17 protein-coding genes are annotated in these 21,472 nt (G+C 45.7%); 7 read left to right on the plus strand and 10 right to left on the minus strand.

The features are described 5' to 3' along the window. The first annotated feature begins 37 nt into the window (after nt 1-37). Both ON006_RS30580 and ON006_RS30585 read left to right on the plus strand, forming a co-directional pair. Nucleotides 38-3,418, plus strand: a complete 3,381-nt coding sequence (locus ON006_RS30580; protein WP_445438766.1) for a VCBS repeat-containing protein — start codon at nt 38-40, stop codon at nt 3,416-3,418. Next, nucleotides 3,396-4,709 (plus strand): vanadium-dependent haloperoxidase, encoded by a 1,314-nt coding sequence (locus ON006_RS30585; RefSeq protein WP_374760230.1) that lies wholly within the window; start codon nt 3,396-3,398, stop codon nt 4,707-4,709. The genes ON006_RS30580 and ON006_RS30585 overlap by 23 nt, the downstream gene beginning before the upstream one ends. Nucleotides 4,710-4,769: 60 nt before the next feature. On the opposite strand, the gene ON006_RS30590 is transcribed toward ON006_RS30585, so the two are convergent. Next, a complete protein-coding gene (locus ON006_RS30590; protein WP_244822068.1) occupies nt 4,770-5,537 on the minus strand; it encodes a patatin-like phospholipase family protein in 768 nt (255 codons plus the stop codon). Between the two features lie 10 nt (nt 5,538-5,547). Continuing rightward, nucleotides 5,548-6,390: an MBL fold metallo-hydrolase gene (locus tag ON006_RS30595; protein ID WP_244822067.1), complete on the minus strand. Its 843-nt coding sequence runs from the start codon at nt 6,388-6,390 to the stop codon at nt 5,548-5,550. A gap of 111 nt (nt 6,391-6,501) precedes the next feature. Between ON006_RS30595 and ON006_RS30600 the strand changes: the two genes are divergently transcribed. Together ON006_RS30600 and ON006_RS30605 are read left to right on the plus strand one after the other, a co-directional pair. After that, on the plus strand, nt 6,502-8,817 hold the full coding sequence (locus ON006_RS30600) for a GH92 family glycosyl hydrolase (RefSeq protein ID WP_244822066.1): 2,316 nt from the start codon (nt 6,502-6,504) through the stop codon (nt 8,815-8,817). Between the two features lie 179 nt (nt 8,818-8,996). Beyond that, nucleotides 8,997-10,145 (plus strand): FAD-dependent oxidoreductase, encoded by a 1,149-nt coding sequence (locus ON006_RS30605; protein ID WP_244822065.1) that lies wholly within the window; start codon nt 8,997-8,999, stop codon nt 10,143-10,145. Nucleotides 10,146-10,177: 32 nt separating this feature from the next. Here ON006_RS30605 and ON006_RS30610 read toward each other — a convergent pair whose 3' ends face one another. Next, on the minus strand, nt 10,178-10,330 hold the full coding sequence (locus ON006_RS30610; RefSeq protein ID WP_244822280.1) for a hypothetical protein: 153 nt from the start codon (nt 10,328-10,330) through the stop codon (nt 10,178-10,180). Between the two features lie 62 nt (nt 10,331-10,392). On the opposite strand from ON006_RS30610, the gene ON006_RS30615 reads away from it, so the two are divergent. Further along, complete coding sequence (locus tag ON006_RS30615) at nt 10,393-11,415, plus strand: threonine aldolase family protein (protein WP_244822064.1); 1,023 nt, start codon at nt 10,393-10,395, stop codon at nt 11,413-11,415. A gap of 10 nt (nt 11,416-11,425) precedes the next feature. Here ON006_RS30615 and ON006_RS30620 read toward each other — a convergent pair whose 3' ends face one another. From ON006_RS30620 to ON006_RS30650, 7 genes are all read right to left on the minus strand, one after another. Then, complete coding sequence (locus ON006_RS30620; protein WP_244822063.1) at nt 11,426-11,827, minus strand: DUF1398 family protein; 402 nt, start codon at nt 11,825-11,827, stop codon at nt 11,426-11,428. A gap of 83 nt (nt 11,828-11,910) precedes the next feature. Further along, nucleotides 11,911-12,663 (minus strand): hypothetical protein, encoded by a 753-nt coding sequence (locus ON006_RS30625; RefSeq protein WP_244822062.1) that lies wholly within the window; start codon nt 12,661-12,663, stop codon nt 11,911-11,913. Nucleotides 12,664-12,752: 89 nt separating this feature from the next. Further along, complete coding sequence (locus tag ON006_RS30630; RefSeq protein WP_244822061.1) at nt 12,753-13,166, minus strand: hypothetical protein; 414 nt, start codon at nt 13,164-13,166, stop codon at nt 12,753-12,755. Nucleotides 13,167-13,377: 211 nt separating this feature from the next. Next, nucleotides 13,378-14,334: a DUF4249 domain-containing protein gene (locus tag ON006_RS30635; protein ID WP_244822060.1), complete on the minus strand. Its 957-nt coding sequence runs from the start codon at nt 14,332-14,334 to the stop codon at nt 13,378-13,380. A gap of 9 nt (nt 14,335-14,343) precedes the next feature. Next, entirely contained in the window at nt 14,344-16,752 is a 2,409-nt protein-coding gene (locus tag ON006_RS30640; protein WP_244822275.1) for a TonB-dependent receptor, read from the minus strand. 89 nt (nt 16,753-16,841) lie between these two features. Further along, a complete protein-coding gene (locus ON006_RS30645; protein ID WP_244822059.1) occupies nt 16,842-17,606 on the minus strand; it encodes a hypothetical protein in 765 nt (254 codons plus the stop codon). A gap of 179 nt (nt 17,607-17,785) precedes the next feature. After that, nucleotides 17,786-18,631, minus strand: a complete 846-nt coding sequence (locus tag ON006_RS30650) for an SMP-30/gluconolactonase/LRE family protein (protein ID WP_244822058.1) — start codon at nt 18,629-18,631, stop codon at nt 17,786-17,788. Nucleotides 18,632-19,112: 481 nt separating this feature from the next. Between ON006_RS30650 and ON006_RS30655 the strand changes: the two genes are divergently transcribed. Together ON006_RS30655 and ON006_RS30660 are read left to right on the plus strand one after the other, a co-directional pair. Further along, nucleotides 19,113-20,204 carry a shikimate dehydrogenase gene (locus ON006_RS30655; protein WP_244822057.1) on the plus strand — a complete coding sequence of 364 codons (1,092 nt, stop codon included), beginning with the start codon at nt 19,113-19,115 and terminating at the stop codon, nt 20,202-20,204. Nucleotide 20,205: 1 nt separating this feature from the next. Next, the gene (locus ON006_RS30660) at nt 20,206-21,471 is read left to right on the plus strand and encodes an NAD(P)/FAD-dependent oxidoreductase (RefSeq protein ID WP_244822056.1); all 1,266 of its coding nucleotides are present in this window, start codon (nt 20,206-20,208) and stop codon (nt 21,469-21,471) included. Nucleotide 21,472: the final 1 nt, after the last annotated feature.

Consider the following 21,472-nt stretch of genomic DNA (forward strand, 5'->3'; position numbering starts at 1 on the left):
GTTTCTTTTTTCTTTTCAACGTGCCTATATGAAGCGAATGAAATCATGGTTTGCAGGAACCGCAATTCTGATCAGTACCACTCTTTTTGTCGGCTGTAAGAAATCGTCCGGGTCGGAAGAGACCAGAGAGACGGTTGGCGGACCGCCGCTTTTCACGCTTTTGGCGCCTGAAAAAACGAAAATAGATTTTGCCAATGCATTGACAGAAGGCTTGAATACCAACGTGTTGATGTACGAATATTTTTATAACGGCGGTGGCGTGGCAGTCGGAGATGTGAATGGAGACGGACTGGATGATATTTACTTTACCGGTAATATGGTCTCCAATAAATTGTATCTCAATAAAGGGGAAATGATTTTTGAAGACATTACCGTTGCAGCAGCAGTGGGAGGCCACGAAAGACCCTGGAAGACAGGTGTTACCATGGCCGACGTGAATGGTGATGGCAAACTGGACATTTACGTTTGCTACTCTGGCAACGTTTCGCTCAAAAGTCTGAAAAACCAGCTGTTTATCAACAAAGGAAACAATGGCCAGGGGATCCCCCAATTTGAAGAAGTAGCGGAAAAATACGGGCTGGGAAATCCAAGCAATAGCACGCAGGCAGCCTTTTTCGATTTTGACAAGGACGGTGACCTTGATATGTTTCTTCTTAACCATAATCCGAAGGCACTGCCTATTTTGGATGAATCCAGTACCGCGGATCTGCTTTCCAAGGATGATCCTGTCATTGGTGTACGGCTTTTCAGGAATGACATGAGAGGCTCAGGTGACCCAATTTTTATAGATGTTACTCGAAAAGCAGGCCTCCGTAGTTCGCCATTAACGTATGGGCTGGGAATCGGCATTGCCGATGTGAACCAGGATGGCTGGCAGGATATGTATATTTCCAATGATTATTCCATTCCCGATTTTTTATACATCAACAACCAAAATGGCACGTTCACTGATGCAATAGATCCGGAAATGGGGCACACTTCCCATTTTTCGATGGGGAACGACATCGCGGATTTTAATAATGATGGTTTGCCGGACATTTTTACATTAGATATGTTACCGGAAGACAATCGTCGGCAAAAATTATTGGCCGGGCTCGACAATTATGAGTTATTTGAGTTCAACATAAAAGTGGGTTTTCACCACCAGTACACCCGGAATATGCTCCAACTCAACGAAGGAATGCGTAAGGGCTCAAAAAAGCCGTTTTTTTCGGAAATTGGTCAGCTCGCCGGTGTTTCCAATACGGACTGGAGCTGGGCAACGCTCTTTGCCGATTATGATAATGATGGCTGGAAAGATCTGTTTATTACCAACGGTAATCTTCGGGATTATACCAATATGGATTTTGTCAAATTCATGGGTGATCATCTGAAAAGGATCGAAGGACAGGTGAAACGCGAGGATGTGCTCAATCTGGTGTATCAGATGCCGTCTTCCAATATGAAAAATTATCTTTTTCAAAATAAAAAGAACCTCACTTTTACCAATGTGGCTGACAGCTGGGGATTGGGAGACATTTCTAACAGCGGAGGCGCAGCCTATGCCGACCTGGATAATGACGGTGATCTGGATCTTGTGGTCAATAACATCAACAAGCCCGCTTTCATTTATCGGAACGATGGAGAGAAGCTTCTGAAGAATAATTTCCTGAAAATAAAGCTGGAAGGCGAAGAGAAAAACACATTAGGCCTCGGAGCAAAAATTACGATTTATCAGGAGGGGCAAAAACAATGTCTGGAACAAATGCCGACCAGGGGTTATCAGTCCAGTGTTTCTCCAGTTCTTCATTTCGGGCTAGGGAAATCGACTGTAATAGATTCATTGTCAATTGTTTGGTTGAATGGTAAAGTTCAGAAAATAACTAACCCGAAGACCAATCAATTGCTGGTACTGTCAGAAAAGAATGCTACCGCTGCTAAAATCGACGGGGAGAATAATGTGCCGTTATATGTGGCGGTTCCGTCGCCAGTGAACTTTAAAAGTCCGATCATTAAGACCAATGACTTCAAACGCCAGCCATTGTTGATCAACCCGATTTCGTTTTCAGGGCCTTGTCTGAAAAAGGGTGATATCAATGGTGACGGGCTGGAAGATATTTTTGCGGGCGGAGGCTCAGGCGAATCGGCCCAGCTCTATATCCAGCAAAAAAATGGATCGTTTACCAACAAAACAGTTCCCGCTTTTGAGGCAGACAAGCAATGCGAAGATACGGATGCACTATTTTTCGACGCCAATGGCGATGGTTTTCAGGATCTGTTTGTGACCAGTGGCGGTTACGCCAGTTTTATGCCGGAAGATCCATTGCTGCAAAGCAGACTGTATTTGAATGACGGCAAAGGAAATTTGACTAAAAGCATAGGCTCTTTGCCCCAAATGATCACCAGTACCAGCTGTGTTCGTATGGGAGACGTAAATAGTGATGGCAAGCCAGACCTTTTCGTAGGTGGCCGTGTCATCCCAGGCAGGTACCCCGAGACGCCCAGAAGCTACATTCTGATCAATGACGGCAAGGGTAAGTTTGCTGATCAGACGGTCAGGTATGCACCCGAGATCGACAGTTTGGGGCTGGTTACTGATGCTGCCTGGACAGATCTTAACGGGGACAAAAAGCCCGACCTGATTGTGGTTGGTGAGTGGATGCCGGTAACCGTGTTTATTAATTCCAATGGCAAACTGGAAAACAAAACGACCGAATATTTCGGCAAAGCATACAGCGGCTGGTGGAATAAAATTCTGGTGGAAGATTTCAACGGCGACGGGAAACAGGATCTTGTGATAGGTAATATGGGGCTCAACACGCAATGCAAAGCCAGTGACGAGCAGCCGGTGGAGATGATCTATAAGGATTTTGATGACAACGGTTCTGTAGACCCGATCATGAGTTTTTACATTCAGGGCAAAAGCTATCCATATGTGACCAGGGACGAAATGCTGGATCAGATGAGCATTATGCGTACCCGTTTTCAGGACTACAAAAGCTACGCAGATGCGACTGTGAAAGAGATTTTTACCGCCGATGAGTTGAAAGGAGCGAAAGAATTAAAGTCGAATTATCTCAAAACGGCGTACTTTGAAAGTACCGGGACAGGCAAATTTACCGAAAAATCACTTCCACTCGAAGTGCAGGTTTCGCCGGTTTACACCATCACCTCGCTCGATTATGATTCGGATGGTAACAAGGACCTCCTTTTGTGCGGTAATGTTAGCAAAGCCAGACTCCGATTTGGAAAATACGATGCCAATTATGGCGTTTTACTCAAAGGTAATGGCAAAGGTAAATTTGAATACATTCGTCAAACCCATTCCGGGTTCGTATTGAAAGGTGATGTAAGAAGTGTGTTACCGATTGGTAACAAGCTGTTATTCGGAATTAATCAACAGGAAATTAAAGCTTATCAAATTGGTAAAGTTCAGTAAAAAACCCCTCATACTCGCATTCATTTGTATTCTCGCCGGGTGCAAAAAAAGTGAAAACAAAACGGAAATCGATCCGGCAGTGATCGGGCAGGTAACCATGCAAATGACGGACGTGATGGTCCATGATGTTACTAACCCGCCACTGGGTGCCCGCTTTTTTGCCTATACCTGCCTCGCGGGTTATGAAGTAGTCGCCCAGAATGATGCGGCTTATAAAACCATGCACGGGGTTTTGAATGAATTTCCTGAAATTACAAAGCCGGCGGTAGCGGAGTATAGCTACCAGCTGGCGTCAGTCATTGCGATGCTGGAAACTGCTAAAAAAATGCAGCCTTCCGGTGTGCTTTTGCAGAAGTTCCAGGACAAGTTGATCGATTCATGCAGGACGATCGGTTTTACGGATGAAGTAATTGCTGGATCGCAGGAGTACGGGCTCGCCGTCAGTAAGCAGATCCTGAAATATGCCAAATCTGACAAGTACAACAGGACTAGTAATTTCCCGAGATATGAGCCTACGGGCAAAGCCGGTGACTGGTACCCAACACCTCCTGGCTATTTCCCGCCCGTGGAGCCTTATTTTAAAACAATAAGGCCATTCACATTAGATTCTTCCTCACAGTTTCGTCCGGATGAACCAGTCGCTTTTTCAGAAGACAAAAATTCAGCATTCTTCAACTTAATGAAGCAAAACTATGACGACACAAATCAGCCAGAGCACAATGTGATTGCAGCGTTTTGGGACTGCAACCCGTTTGCCTTGGAAAATAAGGGGCATTTGTTGGTAGGCATGAAGAAGATATCTCCTGGGTCACATTGGATGGGTATTACCGACATTGCCTGCAGGCAAGCAAAAACAGATTTTTCCAAAACATTACTCATTAATACTTCCGTCACGATAGGGCTAATGGATGGGTTTATGGCCTGCTGGGACGAGAAATACCGCAGCAACCGCATCAGGCCTGAAACAGCAATCCGAAAGTACATTGATCCAACCTGGAAACCGTTTTTGCAGACACCTCCTTTTCCTGAGTACCTAAGCGGGCATTCAGTGATTTCTACGGCCTCCGCTGTTATATTGACCCATTACTTCGGTGATAATTATGCTTATACCGATACAGTAGAGGAGCGTTTTAACCTCAAAGCCAGAAAATTTGATTCCTTTTTGGCAGCTGCTCAGGAATCCGGTATGTCTCGTTTTTACGGCGGTATTCACTTCATGGACGCAATCGAAAACGGCCAGAAGCAGGGCGTTCAGGTTGGGGAATGGGTTGTTAAGACTTTGAAAAAGTGAAGTTGATATCATGAGCTAACCTAGTAAATCCAAAGTTTAACTCTGGATTTACTAGGTTAATTATTTTTTAACCAAAGGGAAGCTGGTGCTTTTTTCCAGCAAATCCTTTGTGAACCAATACCCGGTTTCAAACAATTCCCTTGCTTTGCGGAAGTCGAAAATACTGAAACGGCTTAATGCTGGCGGTTCGATGAGCAGGTCGCATTTACTGAACCGTTCTTTGGTTTTGGCGTGCATGGCCAGAATGAGGCTGCGGTACACGATTTCAGTAGTCCTTTTCAATGGTTTGTCAAGGCCAAATGGGTTACAATGGCTGCCAATAATGTAGCTGGCTTCACTGCGAATCGCTTCAACGGGCAAGTTGTTGAGCACGCCTCCATCCACCAGGTCACGCCCCTCAATCCTGATCGGACTGAATAGTCCCGGAATGCACGACGACGCCAGAATGGGCAATGCGAGTTCTCCTTTCCGAAACAGCACTTCGGTACCCGCGATAATGTCGGTAGCAGTTACTACCAATGGGATTTTGAGCGATTCAAATGTGTTCTCGGGAATATATTTGCACAGCACGGTCTCCATTCTCTGCATTTGCAGGAGCCCGGTTGCTCCGAACCCCAATCTCAGATACGGATAAAAACGCGTTTCAATGATCCGCCCGATGATTTCGTCCGGGGCGTAACCATATGCGAGCATCGCGCCCACAAATGCGCCAGAACTCGTCGCGCTGATGATTTCGGGTTCGATGTTTTTCTCCATCAAAGCTTTGGCAACACCAATATGAGCAATTCCCCGCGCGCCGCCTCCCGACAAGACCAAACCGATTTTCATGGCTGAGATTTTAAATGAATTCGCTTAATCCGCCGCGATGCTTAATTCTGATGCCCTTGTCGGTTTGCTCCACCAATGCCGCCTCATAAAGCGGATCGTGCTCGAACAACAGGATGCAATCTTCATTAACGGCCATTTGCAAAACCTGGATCTTCTCTTCCATCGTAATGAGCGGCCGCATGTCATAGCTCATGATCCAGGGAATAGGCACGTGAAATGAGGACGGAAAGAGGTCGGCCGCGTAAATTATTTTTTTGTCCTGATATCGAATCACGGGAAGCATCATTTGCTCCGTATGTCCGTCTACATTAATAAAATCGATCGATGAAAACGGTGAGGTACCTTTTTCAATGAAATGCAGCTGGCCTGATTCCTGTAACGGAAGAATGTTTTCTTTTAAAAAGGATGCCTTTTCCCGCGGATTGGGCTCGATCGCCCATTGCCAGTGCGCATCGTTGGACCAGTAAGTTGCATTAGCAAACGTTGGGCTCAACTTTGAACCGTCCTTGCTGAACTGCACTGCGCCGCCGACGTGATCAAAATGCAAGTGTGTTAAAATCACGTCCGTAATGTCTTTGGGATCATATCCTTTTTCCCGAATGGACGAAAGTAATGTTTCGTCGCCGTGCAGGTCATAATGTCCGAAGAATTTTGCGTCTTGTTTGTCGCCCATTCCGGTATCGATCAAAATCAATTTGCCGCCGTCTTCAATGAGCAGGCAGCGCATTGCCCAGCTGCATAGATTCTTTTCGTCGGCCGGGTTATGCTTGCTCCAGAGGGTTTTAGGCACTACGCCAAACATCGCGCCACCGTCCAGTTTGAAATAGCCGGTATCAATGATATTTATTCTCATAAGGGGATAGCTGTTTTTGCTCGTCTTAACAATCAGTTCAGGAATATTATCCCGCCGAACATACCATTATTTTTTCGATCTTCCGACATTATTAATAAACAAGCCTGACACATGCATTTGCAATTTCCGAGATACGTTTTACTCCTTTCCGCCCTACTTTTTAATAATCAGGATTCTGATGCGCAAAAGACACCGATCCGCTATGTAGAGACAAGAATCGGAACCGCTCCGTCGGCAACAGAAAGTGCCAGATCGCATAGCGAGGCGGGTAGCGAGCTCAAAGGTCAGACAATTCCGGCTGTGGGTGTACCGAACGGAATGACGCAATGGACAGCGCAGACAAGGTCTACGGAAACAAAATGCATTGCACCTTACTATTATACAGATAACAAATTCCAGGGTTTTCGCGGGACACATTGGCTGAACGGCTCCTGCGTGCAGGACTATGGGACGCTCACGGTCATGCCCATGTCCGGCGAGCTGATCACAAACCCGGAACTGAGAGCGGCGACATTCACGCATGAAAAAGAAAAGACTTCTCCGGATTACTACGGCATCCGGCTCGACGAGCATCAAATAAATGCAGAAGTTACCGCATCCGCGAGAGCTGCGGTCATGCGGTTTGCTTTCGAAAGTGGCGAAGAATCATTCATCGTCATTGAACCTAATAGCGACGAAGGGCAGGGATTTGTGGAAGTGCTTCCAGAAAGAGGCGAGGTGGTAGGGTACAATCCTGTACACCGGATTTATCAGGGAGCGGGTCAGTCGGCGGGTTTCAGTGGGTATTTTGTCTTGAAATTTGATAAAAAAATCATTCAATCGGGCACATTTCTGGGCGACACGATTTCGCCTATGAGCCGGATGCTTACGGGAAAAGGGAAACGAGAAAAGCTGGGGGCCTATGTGGGATTTGGTGAGGAGAAGCAAACCGTTACCGTCAAAATCGGGACGTCGTTTACCAGCGTGGAGGGAGCCAGGCTGAATTTGGAAAAAGAAATTGGCGAAAAGGATTTTGAAACTGTGAGAAAGACAACGGAAAAAATTTGGAATCTGGCGTTAGGTAAAATAGAAGTAAAAGGAAACGAAAAAGATAAGACGCTTTTTTACAGCGCGTTGTACCGGACTAAACTTTCTCCAAGACTTTTTTCTGACGTAAACGGGCAGTATCCTTCATTCGCAGGGGGGACGCCTTTGCAAAAGGCAGATGGATTTGACTATTACTGCGATTTTAGCATGTGGGATACATTCCGGGCTGCTATGCCATTGGAAATATTGACGGAGCCGAAGAAAGCGGGAGATATGATGCAGTCTTTGGTCAAAAAAGCGGAACAGGGTGGGTGGATGCCTATTTTCCCTTGCTGGAACCATTACACGGCGGCTATGGTCGGTGACCACGTCATGTCTGTAATGGCCGATGCCTATGTCAAGAATGTCAGAAGTTTTGATGTAAAATCGGGATATGACTATTTGAGAAAAAATGCATTTGAAATCAATGCGGATGCCAAAAGCTACGAGGCGGGCAAGGGACGCAGGGCGCTGAAATCCTATCTTGAATATGGCTATGTACCTTTGGAGGACAGCGTCTGGCAGGCTTTTCACAAGCGGGAACAGGTTTCGCGGACATTGGAATACGCCTATGACGACTTTTGCCTGTCAGTACTGGCGGCAGGTTTGGGGAAAAGTGAGGATGCGGCCCAGCTGCAAAAAAGAGCACTGAACTATCAGCATGTGATTGACCCTGCAACAGGTTACGCACGCGGTCGGTACGCGGACGGAAAATGGATCACCACTTTCGATCCTTTCACAAAGCGTTCCAGTTTCATTACCGAAGGCTCACCGGCACAGTACACCTGGTTTGTGCCACAGGACATTGCGGGTTTGGAGAAACTAGTTGGAGGCAATAAGGCATTTTTGAGCAAACTGGACACATTATTTGAACAGGGACATTACTGGCATGGCAATGAGCCCAATCACCAGATCGCGTACCTGTACCCGTACGCAGGGCAGCCTTGGAAAACGCAGCAATGGACCAGGAAGATCATTCGTGATGAGTATGACACCGGGCCAGGCGGATTGAGTGGTAATGAGGACGGCGGGCAAATGTCGGCCTGGCTGGCTTTCAGTATGGCGGGTTTTTATCCTGTTACTCCCGGAACACCGCAGTATGTGCTGGGAAGCCCCGTTTTTGAGAAAACGACGATATTCGGTGCCAAGGGTAAAAAGTTTGTGATAGAGGCAAAAGGCGTATCCGATGATGCACCGTACATTCAGTCCGGAACATTGAATGGGAAACCATTCACCAGAACATATCTGACGCACGACGAAATTAGCAATGGTGGAAAACTGATCCTGCAAATGGGCAACACTCCAAATAAAAGCTGGGGAGCCAGCGCGGCAGATGTTCCTTTCTCACTTTCCAAAAACTGATAAAAATAGGAAATGGCAGGTGTTGGTTGAATTGGTATAATGCAGGGTAATAATTGGACTTAATATTAAAAATAGAAATATTGTTTTGATGCTTCTGTTTGTTGCCATATATAATTTGTAAACATTGATGTTCCTGATTAATTTTCGACAGTCCAAAATCTTATTCCCAGCCAATCCAGATGAATCGCAGAAACTTTTTTGAAAAGGCAGTACCCGCAAGTTTTGCATTGGGTGCTGTGGCCACCGCCTGTGTGCCAAAAAACCAATTGCAATATCCAGACAAGCATTTCCATATCAATCGCGGGTATCATCAGATACCCAAACTGCGGTTATCTATGGACCGGATTGTCAAGGAAACAGTTGGTTTACGCCCATTTCGGGCATCGGGACCACGGCTGGATGTGGAACAGCTGGGTAACAAGACCATTGTTCATAACTATGGTCATGGGGGTAGTGGCTGGTCGCTTTCGTGGGGTACCGGCAACATTACGCGGAACAAGGTACTGGCAACAGGAGAAAAGAAGATCGCTTTGCTGGGCTGCGGAACGGTAGGTATAGCCACCGCCCGGCTATTACAGGAGAGCGGTTGCGACGTAACCATTTACACCAAAGACGTCCCCCCGAATATCACTAGTAACCTGGCGACGGGTACATGGTCACCGGCGTCGCGGGTATGTGATGTGAAAGTTGCCAAACCGGAGTTTAAAGCGATCTGGGAAGAAGCTACAAAATTCTCTTTCAGGCGTTTTCAGTTTCTGTTGGGTATGAATGACATTGCGTGCTGGGCTGAGGAATATGGTGTATTCAAGCAGTCCCCGGTTTACATTCCAGGTGCAGGCGGAGAGGATTTTGAAATAGAAGGACTGCTGCCGGAACGGGTCAGGCTGACTGAAAAGGAGCATCCCTTTAAAGCGGACCATGTTACCAGGCGGTCCAACATCATGTTTAACATTCCTACCTACCTTCGGCATCATCTTACAGACTTTATGATGTTTGGCGGAAAGGTAAAGATCCAGGAGATCAAGAAGCTGGAAGACATTGACGCATTACCCGAAAAGGTTATAGTGAATTGTATGGGCCTGGGGGCCAAGCCGGTTTTCAATGACCAGGAACTTACACCGGTTTCGGGCCAGCTATCTTGCCTGATCCCTCAGAGCGACATTAACTACAAGCTGTACACGCAGGGCGCCAATTTTATCTCCCGCAAAGATGGGATTTACATTGGGAGCAATGGTATCGTCGGAAACTGGGATACCACACCGAGCAAGGAACAAACTGAGAAAACGGTGGGGATTCTAATGAAATTAATGGAAGAAATGAAAGGTTGACGGGCACCAAGACTTTAACTTTTCCCTACCTATCAGCTCAGGTGGTACCTTCGGCGTATCTCATTGATGAGGAATTTTTTGTGAGCGGTAAAACTTTCCGGATGCATGGTCCTAAACAGCGATTCCCACTCAGAAAAGCGGGAATGATCCGCTTTTCTGAACGCATCCGCATCTATTTTTTTCATTATTAAATATTCCTGGAATTCCATTGCTTTAATTTTGTACGCAATATATCAGTTTAAAATAAATGAAAATAGACTTACGCAGCGATACCATTACCAAACCCACTCCTGAAATGCAGCAGGCAATGTGGGAAGCGGAGGTAGGAGATGATGTTTTTGGAGACGATCCGACGGTTAATGCTTTGCAGGAAAAGGCGGCAAGGCTATTTGGCATGGAGGCAGCTATTTTTTGTCCGTCGGGTACAATGACGAACCAGCTTGCAATACGGGCTCATACCCAGCCGGGAAGCGATGTCATTTGTGACAAGTATTCTCACATTTATCTGTACGAAGGCGGTGGTATCATGCTCAATTCTCTTTCCTCGGTCAAATTGCTGGACGGGGACCGTGGCCGGATTTCTGCGGGGCAGGTTGCCGATGCGATTAGTCCCGAGCATGACATTCATTCCACATTAACCCGCCTGGTTTCGCTTGAAAATACGATGAACAAGGGTGGCGGCTGTTATTATGACTTTGAGGAGATTAAAGCAATACGGAAGGTGTGCTCGGACAGGAGCATTCCACTACATCTTGATGGCGCACGACTTTTCAATGCTTTGGTCGAAACCGGGGAGAGTCCCGCCCAGTACGGTCAGGTGTTCGACAGCATCAGTATTTGTCTTTCCAAAGGCCTTGGTTGTCCGGTGGGGTCGTTGCTGCTGGGCACGAAGGAGTTGGTTCAAAGAGCAAAGCGCTTCCGCAAGGTCATGGGAGGTGGATGGCGCCAGGCTGGTTTTCTGGCAGCGGCAGGGATTTACGCCCTTGATCACCATGTGGAACGCTTGCGAGAAGACCATCGACGGGCACGGGCAATAGGGGAGATGTTTATGCACAACCTGGTGGAAGTGGAGGAAGTGTTTCCCATTGATACCAATATTGTTATTATAAGGCTTGCGGCCGGATTGTCTGAAACGGACTATGTCAAAAAGTTGGCAACGGTCGGTATACTGGCTGTTACTTTTGGTAAAGGGCTGGTCCGTTTTGTAACGCATCTGGATTTTACGGACGCCCACCTGGAAGAAATGAGAAAGGTAATAATCTCATTGTAAATTTAATGCATTAAACTTCCGGAATAATTTCTTCGTATTCATACTCTGAATTAGGCCCCTGATAAATAATTTTCATGCCCGATAAATCGGCGACGTAAGTGTGTATTCCCGCCGCCCCAATTTCTCTCAGAAAAGATGGGTAGTCCGTAATACCTTCCTGTGTGCGTCTGATGGCGGTTTTTACTGATTCCAGTTCGAAAGTCTCGGCACATTCAAATTCGGGCAGGTCGCCGGAAATAATCAGTTTTTCTCCTGTAACGGAGGTGTAAGTACGTTCGTGATTTTTTACTTTCACTTCGTAATTGTCCACGCCAATGGCTTTCAGGTTCTTGACGAAATAAGGATATGGCTGCCCGATAGACCGTTGTTCTGCGGATTTGATAAGTTCGTCGGTTAGTTCGATCAGTTCCATGGTCTAAAATGCTTTTAATCTATATCTTGTTTTTACTAAATACCCGTGCCAGAGCTTTAATTAGCACCTTTTATCTTTGAATACTATCGAAAGTCAAACGCCAGGTCTATGATTTCGCGCTCTCCCTTGATGTCTTCCTCAGGCTTTTCGATATTGTATAATTTGAACCTTTTTTTCTGGCCAAATTTAACAGCATAAACCACTGAGCTATCTTTGGAATTGGTAAAAGTGATGTTATTGGAGATTGGTGTCACTTCTCCCACGCAGTCCCCGCTGAAACACAGTTCATAGTTGGTAAAGTTGGCCAATCCATCCACGCGGCCGTCCGGGCTCAACGTTACTTGTTTAGAAGTAGGCAGATTATTTTCAAATAAAGTGTAGCTGCCAGCGATCAGCGTCTTATTCAGTTCCGTTTCAAAGGTCCATTTCTGCGTATCGGCGGGATACGATTTGGTGAAAATTGAATTCACATTTAACTTGGTCCAGGAGCTATCCTGCAAAATCAGATTGTGATATGGATCTATAAAAAACGACATATCCTTGTCCCCAAGGGCATTTTTAATCAAATATTTATCACCTGTTTTTTCATAGCCGAGCACTGCTTCTTCAAATCCGTAGAAGATGAGCACGCTGTCCTTGCTCACAAAATTGAGTTCGTGGCAGTAATTTCCCACCATGCCCGGAATGGAGTCGCGGGAGGCTTCAAGGAAAGTCCGGTTAATGTAATGACCGACCAACCCGGTGGTTTCGGGCTTCTCCCTTGTGCAGCCCAAGGTGAGCAATACGATGAATAAGGGGGCCACTAGTTTGAATCTGAGGAAGGGGGTGATGCTCATGTATTTAATTATGGAAAAGATGTTACCTAGCCATCTTGATGGTAAAGCAACATCTTCCGATTAACTAATGATTGCGTACGCTATTTGATTCAATGCGCCATATCGTCGCCTTCCGGATGTTGAACAATAAGAGAGCTTCTGGTATCAAGTTTTTTGATCATTTCGTTGGACATAGCATCAGCATATACCCCGTAACTGCTTACTAATGTTCCTTTTAGTCCGTCTTTTGATTCAATGGCATACAAAATAGACATATCGGAAGGATCCGTCATTCCTTCGAAACGGTAAACCTGTACGATATCGAAATCGTCGGGTGACAATGTTAGGCAAATACCATCATCTTTGTGCACTTCCAGCGAATGGGCGGTGAGGTTAAAGTCATATGTGTAGCCCTGTTCCTGTAAATCTTTTAGCGTTTCAATGAGTGTATCTGGTTCACTCATGTTTTTATTGGAAGGATTTGATTTTTTAATCTTGTCCTGATCGGTTCCTTGCAAGTCCATAAGTAAGTCATTTAAGATTATAATAAGATGATCTGTATCCGCAAAAACTGATAGTGGTATAATGGACAGATGACAAAAAAGTATGCCTTGCCTGGGAAGTTACGGAGGCTGTTAAATCGAAAAATCAGCCCGTACATTTTGAGGTGCTTTGACCTCAGTTTTCCATAAAATGTAGAACCGGAAAATGGGTAATAGGAAGTTTGTCTGGTACTTAACGGGGGCGGAAAATGACTTGGCCGACGTTGTACGCGGCAAAACAGCCTAGTCCGCCATTGATGTTGGTAAATATAAGTGCAGGCTCCACGAAGGGATTGTCTGAATTTCCACGCAATTCGAGTGAACGATGGTATTTGAAATAATTTTCGTCGGTATTATAAATCTCCATGGTGACCATGATAATCTTGGATTTGGGATAAACCGTGAATTTATTGCCATTGCCATAATCGTAGGTCACCATCTGTGGTAAATTAGCCCGACCGATCGGTGAGGTAAAAGTGACCCCGTCGAGGTTAAGGTCGGACTGGTAGTCGTTTCTTCCAATGGTTTCCTCCCAATTGAAATTAAAACGGGTCCTTACCCGCTTTTCTTTGAAAGTTTCTGCGCTATTTCCTTCGGGAATACTGTATTCAAGATCCACAGAGGCTTTTACGCGGTAAAAGTTGGTATCAGCGACGATGTCGTCCCAGGTCATTTTCAGAGTAAGTGCCGTGTCGCTATTCATGTCGCCCCTAGAAAAAGACGTATCAATGACATAGCTTTTGGTTACTACCTGCTTTTGGGGAACGGTGCAGCTGGAAGTTACCGTCCTTTTTCCGTCTGTGACATTCAATGTGTAGGTTTTGGAAGCGGCAATTGTAAAAAGCGATTTGTCGAGACTGTATAGCTGACTTGCGGTGTCGAAAGGGATAACTACTTCTTTGGCCCCGTCCGAAATTTTGACAATTGCATTGGGTATCACGCTGCCCCTGGAACTGGTTATTTCACCAAATAGCGGAACGGATTCTGTCACAACGACATTAATGCGGGCCGCCTGCGGAGAAATGAACGACTGGACCACCAGCTTGGACTCAGTTTGCGGAAGTTTGGAAGCCGGAATGTCGGTTATAAGGGATTCGCAGGCAAAAAGCCCGATCATTGACAGAATAAGAATGCTATATCGAAACCTCATAAACTTAGCTTAAAACTTGAAATTATAACTGAAATAGGGCAGTACCGGGAACAATGAATACCGTTTCAAGGTATTTTTTGTCGTCGTAGTAGTCCCGTTTACCGTTGTCTCCTCATCAATGTCATAGAAGAATGCATTTCTTCTGTTGTACGCATTGTAAACGCCGAATTCCCAGGTACGCTCATGCCTTTTTTTATTTTTGTGAAATTGAATGGCAAAATCCATGCGATGGAAAGGCTCAGCCCTGAAACTGTTCTTTTGTCCATATTCGCTCACCGTAGGGCCATTCCAGCCGATTGCAGTTTTGCCATTGGGATTAAACCGCGTCATGAAATTATCACTCACACCCGTATAGGTAGCCACCGGCAGCGTGAGCGCATTGCCCGTACCATACACCCAGGTAGAGGAAACCGTGATTTTTTTGCTGATTTCATAAATACCAACCACCGAAAGATCGTGGCGGCGGTCGTAGCGGGGAAAGAATGTTTTGCCGAAGTTAAGCTCCGGAAATTTCCAGTAAGTCCATGATAATGTATAGCCAATCCATCCCGAAAATCTTCCCGTTTTCTTCTGAACCAGGAACTCTGCGCCGTACGACCATCCTTTGCCGGCAGTGACATTGTCCTCCCAGCTCAGCTCATTGGCGTTTTCACCATTGATGCTCAAAAACGAAGAACCTTCCTTATAGTTCAGAATGTTGTTCATTCTTTTGTAGTAGCCTTCCAATGTAAGCGTGAGGGCAGGTTTTTCAAGGTCTTTTGCAAAACCTGCGGCGATCTGTTTTGACTGCTGCGGCGCCACGCGATCCGTGGTCGGTACCCATAGGTCGGTAGGAAGCCCAAGGCCTGTGTTGGAAAGTAAATGAACATACTGGTTCATTTGGGCATAGGAAGCTTTGAAAGAGAAATCCTGCGCCAGTCTTAATGCTGCCGAAATCCGTGGCTCAGGGCGAATGTAAGTTTTGCTCTGCGTTTGGAAAGAACTTAGCCGGACACCTCCATTGATTTTCAATGCATCGGAAGCCTGCCAGGTATCTTCCAGGTAAATGCCTGCTTCCAGCGCATTAACCGGCTTTACCGACCGCTCGATAGGATTGTCGATGAAAGAGCCCTCAATAGCCAGCGCCGACGGGACAAACCTGTGGAATGTGGCCTGCGCCCCGAATTTGACAGCATGTTTGGTAGAAGGATAAAAATCAAAATCCGTTTTTACCCCCAGGTCCCTGATCCTCGAATTGTAATCCAGGCTGAACTCATCGTCGGCACTTCCGTCGGTATTGATATCTTTGGAATAGCTGGAAACGCCGAAGTTGAAATTGCTGAAAATCAAAGAAGTATTAACAAACAGCTTTTGGTTTAGAACGTGGTTCCAGCGCATGGTGGCGGTGGCATTGCCCCAGTCGAGCCCAGCCCGGGTTTCGGAGGAGCTGCTTTTTTCGCGTGCATAAAACTTGTCGCGACCGAAATAACCGCTGATATACAGCTTATCCTTATTTCCGAGGTCGTAATTCATTTTTGCGTTGAGATCGTAAAAATAGTAGCCAGGTTTCACCTGACTGTCATCGCCCCGCTGCTGCTGCGCAATGAACGGGGAGGCGAGTACATCGATGTATGTTCGACGCCCGGAGACCAGAAAGGACGATTTCCCTTTCGAAATAGGGCCTTCTAGTGTCAGCCGCGAAGAAATCAGCCCGATCCCGCCTTCCCCGTGGAGCTTATCCTTGCTGCCTTCCTTCATATTCATTTCGAGAACGGACGAAAGCCGGCCGCCATACCTGGCGGGAAAGCCACCTTTGGTAAGCTCCACGCTTTTGAGGGCATCACTATTGAAGATCGAGAAAAACCCGAAAAGGTGATTGGCATTATAAACCACAGCATCGTCGAGAATGATCAGGTTCTGGTCAGGGCCGCCGCCGCGTACGTAAAGACCAGTCTGCCCCTCGGTACCCTTCTGAACACCCGGCATGAGCTGTAAAACGCGTAACACATCTTTTTCACCAAAGAATGCAGGTACCTTTTTGAGTTGCGAGATCGGGATTTCTATCTTGCTCATTTGCACCGACCGGCTTACGTAATCCTCCTGCCTGCGGGCCGAAACGACCACTTCTTCCAGTTGATTTACGGTTTTAAGAAAGATATTAAGCTCAATATTTTTGGTCAGCCTGACGCGCCGATCGGTTTTTTCATAACCGACAAATGAGAATGAAACAGTTGCACTGTCGGCAGCAGGGACTGTGAGTGAGTAAAAGCCGTAAGTATTCGTTACCGCTCCATAAGGTGTGCCTTCCAGGTAGACATTGACACCGGGCAATTGTTCCTGGCTGCCCTGTTCCTTTACAAATCCGCTAAGCGTTATACGTTCCTGAGCAAAGGCGATGAATGAAGCGAAAAAGAATGTAGCTGTAAAGATTAATCGCATAGTCGGGAAACTGATTCCCCTTTGTAACGACTCGCTCAGGTATATAGTATGGATCATTATAAAGGGCAAAGGTCAGGCCAACTCTTTTTTTAGTTCATGCTCAATGCATTGTCCTCCACGTTGCTCCGCAGCATGAGTCCGGAGGAAACACTGGCCAAAACCAGCCTTAGATCGTCACTCAGGCCTTTTTTCAACCACACCTTTCCATTATTGAGTACCGACACAGAGCCGATTATTTTCCCGTTGAGATGAAACTCGTACCCATATACATCGTTTTGCGTGATAAAGGAAGTGGAGCCTTCTAATTCCCTTACGCCGGTAATGTCAATTTTTGTTGCAGCATTCTGTAAAAACCCGATCGTGTTGTTTTTCCCAAGGCCCCTGCTCGCTCCGTCAACATGATGGACGATGAAATCCCATGCATGTTCCTGCTCATTCAGCTTAACTGAGCCCGCGAAGTAGTTTTTGTAGTTCAGGGAAATTGAGAAGTAATCGTTCAATGGAGCATATTCGGTTTCCTTAAACTGGCTTACCAGTACTACATCCGCAGCGCGACCGTTTGGATCAAATTGCTGGAAGCTCAGTTTTTCCTTCGCACCATTAAACTTGACGATAAAAGGAATCGAGTAACCAAAGGTCCAGCCGCGTTTGACCTTGCTGGTTTTGAAATCGCCAAAGGAAATGATCTGCCCTATCTGAAAGCCCTGCCGACCTTTTACAGAAAAAACTTCGGTGTCATTTTTTAAGCCTTTGTCGATCGCGACTTCGGCGGTCCGGCAAGCGACAACCGAAACGAGAACACCTAAAATAGCCGCTTTTGCAGCAAAAAGAGAGAATTTGAAATTTTGTTTCATAGCTAATAAATAATATTACACTAGCCATGAAACAGGATAAGGCACTGGGGTTGGAAACGTTATTGCGTTTTTATGTAAACGGTAAATTTGACGATCGACCATTGACCATTGATTTTTGTAATAAATAGTCAATGGTCGGCGGTCAATAGCCAACTAGTCAATTGTCAATCACTCAATCATCAATATCCAGCAACGCCCTTCACTTTCATCTTCAACCCATAAACCGCAGTCTCAGCAGTAATAAAAAGCATATCCCTGTTTTTTCCTCCGAAACAGATATTTGCTGTCCAGCCTTTATGAACCGGGAAATGGGCGATCTGTTCCCCTTTTGTATCAAAAACAGTAACTCCGTCGCCGGTGATGTAAAGGTTTCCTTCTTCGTCCAGGATCATACCGTCCGAACCTTTGGAGACGAAAAGGGTCCGGTTTGCGAGAGTACCATCCTTTTGAATGTCATACACATAGGTTTTGCTATCGCCAATGTCAGCGACGTAAAGCTTTTTGCCATCTTTTGTTCCAATAATACCATTGGGTTTCTTCAATTTTTCATCGACCCTCGTCAGTTTTTTGGTCTTTGGATTCAGGTAATAAACGTGCTGGCCATCCTGCTGCATAGCGGGATCACGTTTCCAGTAATCACGTTTGTACAAAGGATCGGTCAGATAAATCCCGCCTTTCGCGTCGATCCAGAGGTCATTGGGGCCATTTAGAAGTTTGCCTTCGTAGTCTTTTACCAACACGGTTGGCTTGCCATTTTTATCGAAAGACCAAACCTGATTTTCCTCGTCCGAGCAAGCAACCAGATTACCTTTTTTATCGAAATACATGCCGTTGGCCCGGCCTGCATTGTCAGAGAAAACACTAAATTTCCCTGTTTCAGCATCCCAGCGAATGATTTTGTTGTTGGGCTGATCGGTAAAGAACACGTTTCCATCTTTGTCGGGTACCGGTCCTTCGGTGAATTTGTAGCCATCGCCCAATTTTTCCATCTGAGCTCCGGGAGCCACAATTGATCTTGAATCCATTATTTGCGCTGAAAGTAGGGCGGGCATCAAAAGCAGTCCGGAGATAATTAAAAATGATAATACAAATAAGTCTTTTCTTCTGTAAAAAAGCATGCCTGATATTGTTATGGTCATTTCAAAAAGCCGCAGAATATCTCATCTTACTTCTTTCGACTGACTTGAAATGAAAATACATTCATAAATGACAGGCTGGTGTAACAAATTGTTCGGGCCGCATTTATCGAAATGGTTTATCGTATATAAAAGTAAGTTAGTAATTCATCAGTTCGGAAATTTAGTCATATGGCAAAATTTCAATAGCAAACTATTTGGGTTGTAATGGATAATGTAATGATTAATTTTTATTAATCTATGTTAATAAGATGCTCATTTTGATTTCAAATACCTTTTAAAAACTGAACGCTTACTTTAAATCACTTATCAAATAAGTTATTGATTCTAATTCTTTGCTTTGCCTGATTATTTTATTCAAACACACTAGATGAAAAAATTTGCATTCCTGGTTCATTTACGGGACAATTATCGAAAAGATTTAGGAGAATTGGCTTCGCCTCTGGGATTAGTGCCTGATCCGGTTTACCGTTTTCTCTTAAAAAACAGGCCGCTGAAACCGTTTGTGTGGAGCAATGTTACACTCACTCCTGGGGCGAAGGAGCCCGAAGGTTTTGTGATAATGCTTCCTTATTCAGGAAGGCAATTGCTTGAACAACAAAAGCTTATGCTTCCACTTGTGATGCGGGGTATGGAGCTGGCCAAGCAAAAAGGGGCAGAAATAATGGGCCTCGGCGCATTAACATCTCCGATTACGCTGGGAGGAAAGCTGGTTGCCAATAATCCTTTTGTTTCCGTTACAAATGGAAATGCATTTACAGCTGTCATTACCCACGAAAGAATTAAACAGCTCATTGGAAGTTGCCCAAACAAACGCCCGGTTGTGGCGTTAGTTGGTGCCACTGGTAGCGTCGGCACACTAGTGAGTTTATTATTGGCCAAACATAATGCTGGTAATAATTATTTACTGGTCGCTCGAAATGAGAACAGGCTTAAAGCATTGGCTAATAAGATGAATGCATTTGAGAACGACAGTACAGTTTCAATTTCTCAAAATATTGACAGTATAAAAAGCGCTGATATTGTGGTGTTACTGACGACTGCAGCAGATTGTCTTTTAAAAGCAAATCAGCTTAAAAGAAACGCGATTGTGCTGGATGATACGCAGCCCCGGAACACGCATCCGGATTTGTTGGTGCAGCGTCCCGACATCAGAATAATAGATGGCGGCTTGGTGTCGGTGACCCATCTGAATTGCACAAGGGGCGGGATCGGATTGCCTCAGGGACTTTCATATGCATGTATGGCCGAGACAATGCTTTTAGCGATGGCCGATTACGAGGGTGATTTTAGCATCGGTAACCCTGGCACTGAGCAAGCCGAATTCATCAGCACCATCGCAGCCCAATTTGGGGATCTGGGATTTTGTGTAGCCCCCGATCACAGTTTCGGGCAGCCTGTCAGAAATCCTCTCAATCTCGACGCATTGCGCCAGACTTTTGAAATCGTTACCGACAAGTAGTATGAAATGCGCTCCAACACAAATTGTATTGCTAGGTGGCGGTTATGTTACTGTCTGGGCTTATCGCTCATTGATCAAGTCACTCGGCGCACGAATACGGCGGGGCGAGGTGATGATCACTGTTATCTGTCCAAATAAACATCATTATTATCACGGTTGGACTGCTGAATCTCTTACTGGCATCATTCAAGAACAAAACCGGATGAGCCTTCTTTCAGAAATTCTTCCAAAAGCGACTTTGATCGTTGGAATGGCAGAAAGTTGGGATGAAAATGAGCAGCTGGTGTACCTGTCAAAAGAAGATGGCACCAGTCTTTCGGTGCGATATGATCATTTGCTGATCGGGACCGGATCATTTGATAAAGAGACGATTAAGGGAAGTCGTTCCTATGGATTTCAGGTCAAAAATCCCGAAGCATTTGATCGGACGAAACAGGCACTTTCGGATCTCGTGACCAAAGCTGCCGCTGGGAATGCGGATCAGGCCCGTCATTTACTCCGATTTACGATCGCAGGAGGTGGGTTAACCGGCGTAGAATTAGCAGCGAATATTGCAGAATGGCTTAAAGTAATGAAAAGATGTCACAGGTCACTGGATGGAATTAAACCTGAAATATATCTCATTAATAAGGGTAGCAACATTTTGGGCGCGATAGGTCCCGGGTTGAAAAGACTGGTCAGTTACGCACAAAAAACATTGGAAAGTTACGGAATTGAGATCATTAATAATACCCAATTAACCGAGGTAACGCTTACAGGATCCATGCTCAGCAGCGGCATTTTCCTCGAGAGTTCAATGGTAATTTCAACGGTGGGGCAGGGCAGATTAGTTCTGGGCGGAACCGAAAGTTTGGTGCGTGACGAGGTGGGTAGGTTGCATACCAACGTCTATCAGCAGGTTAGCGGTTTGTTAAATGTCTGGGGCGGGGGAGATGCGTGTCATATCATCCATCACGATTCGGGCAAGCCATGCACGTCCAATGCACTTTGGGCAATCAAACACGGACATTACGCCGGCCTGAACATGGCTAGGGCTATCAATGGTAAAGGGCTCCGGCCTTTTACATATAAAGGTTTGGGACAGACAGCCAGCCTGGGATTGGGAAAAGGGATCACCGAACTATATGGGATGCAATTCACTGGCGCATTGGGATGGATCATGAGATGGTTCTTCTTCCAATACTTCATGCCTTCCAAACCAACGATGTTTCGTAACGTTGGTGACTGGTTATCACTATTAGTCCTCCGAAAAAGGCGGGGGATGTAAA

The sequence above is a fragment of the Dyadobacter pollutisoli genome (assembly GCF_026625565.1).
In the GTDB taxonomy this organism is placed as follows: domain Bacteria; phylum Bacteroidota; class Bacteroidia; order Cytophagales; family Spirosomataceae; genus Dyadobacter; species Dyadobacter pollutisoli.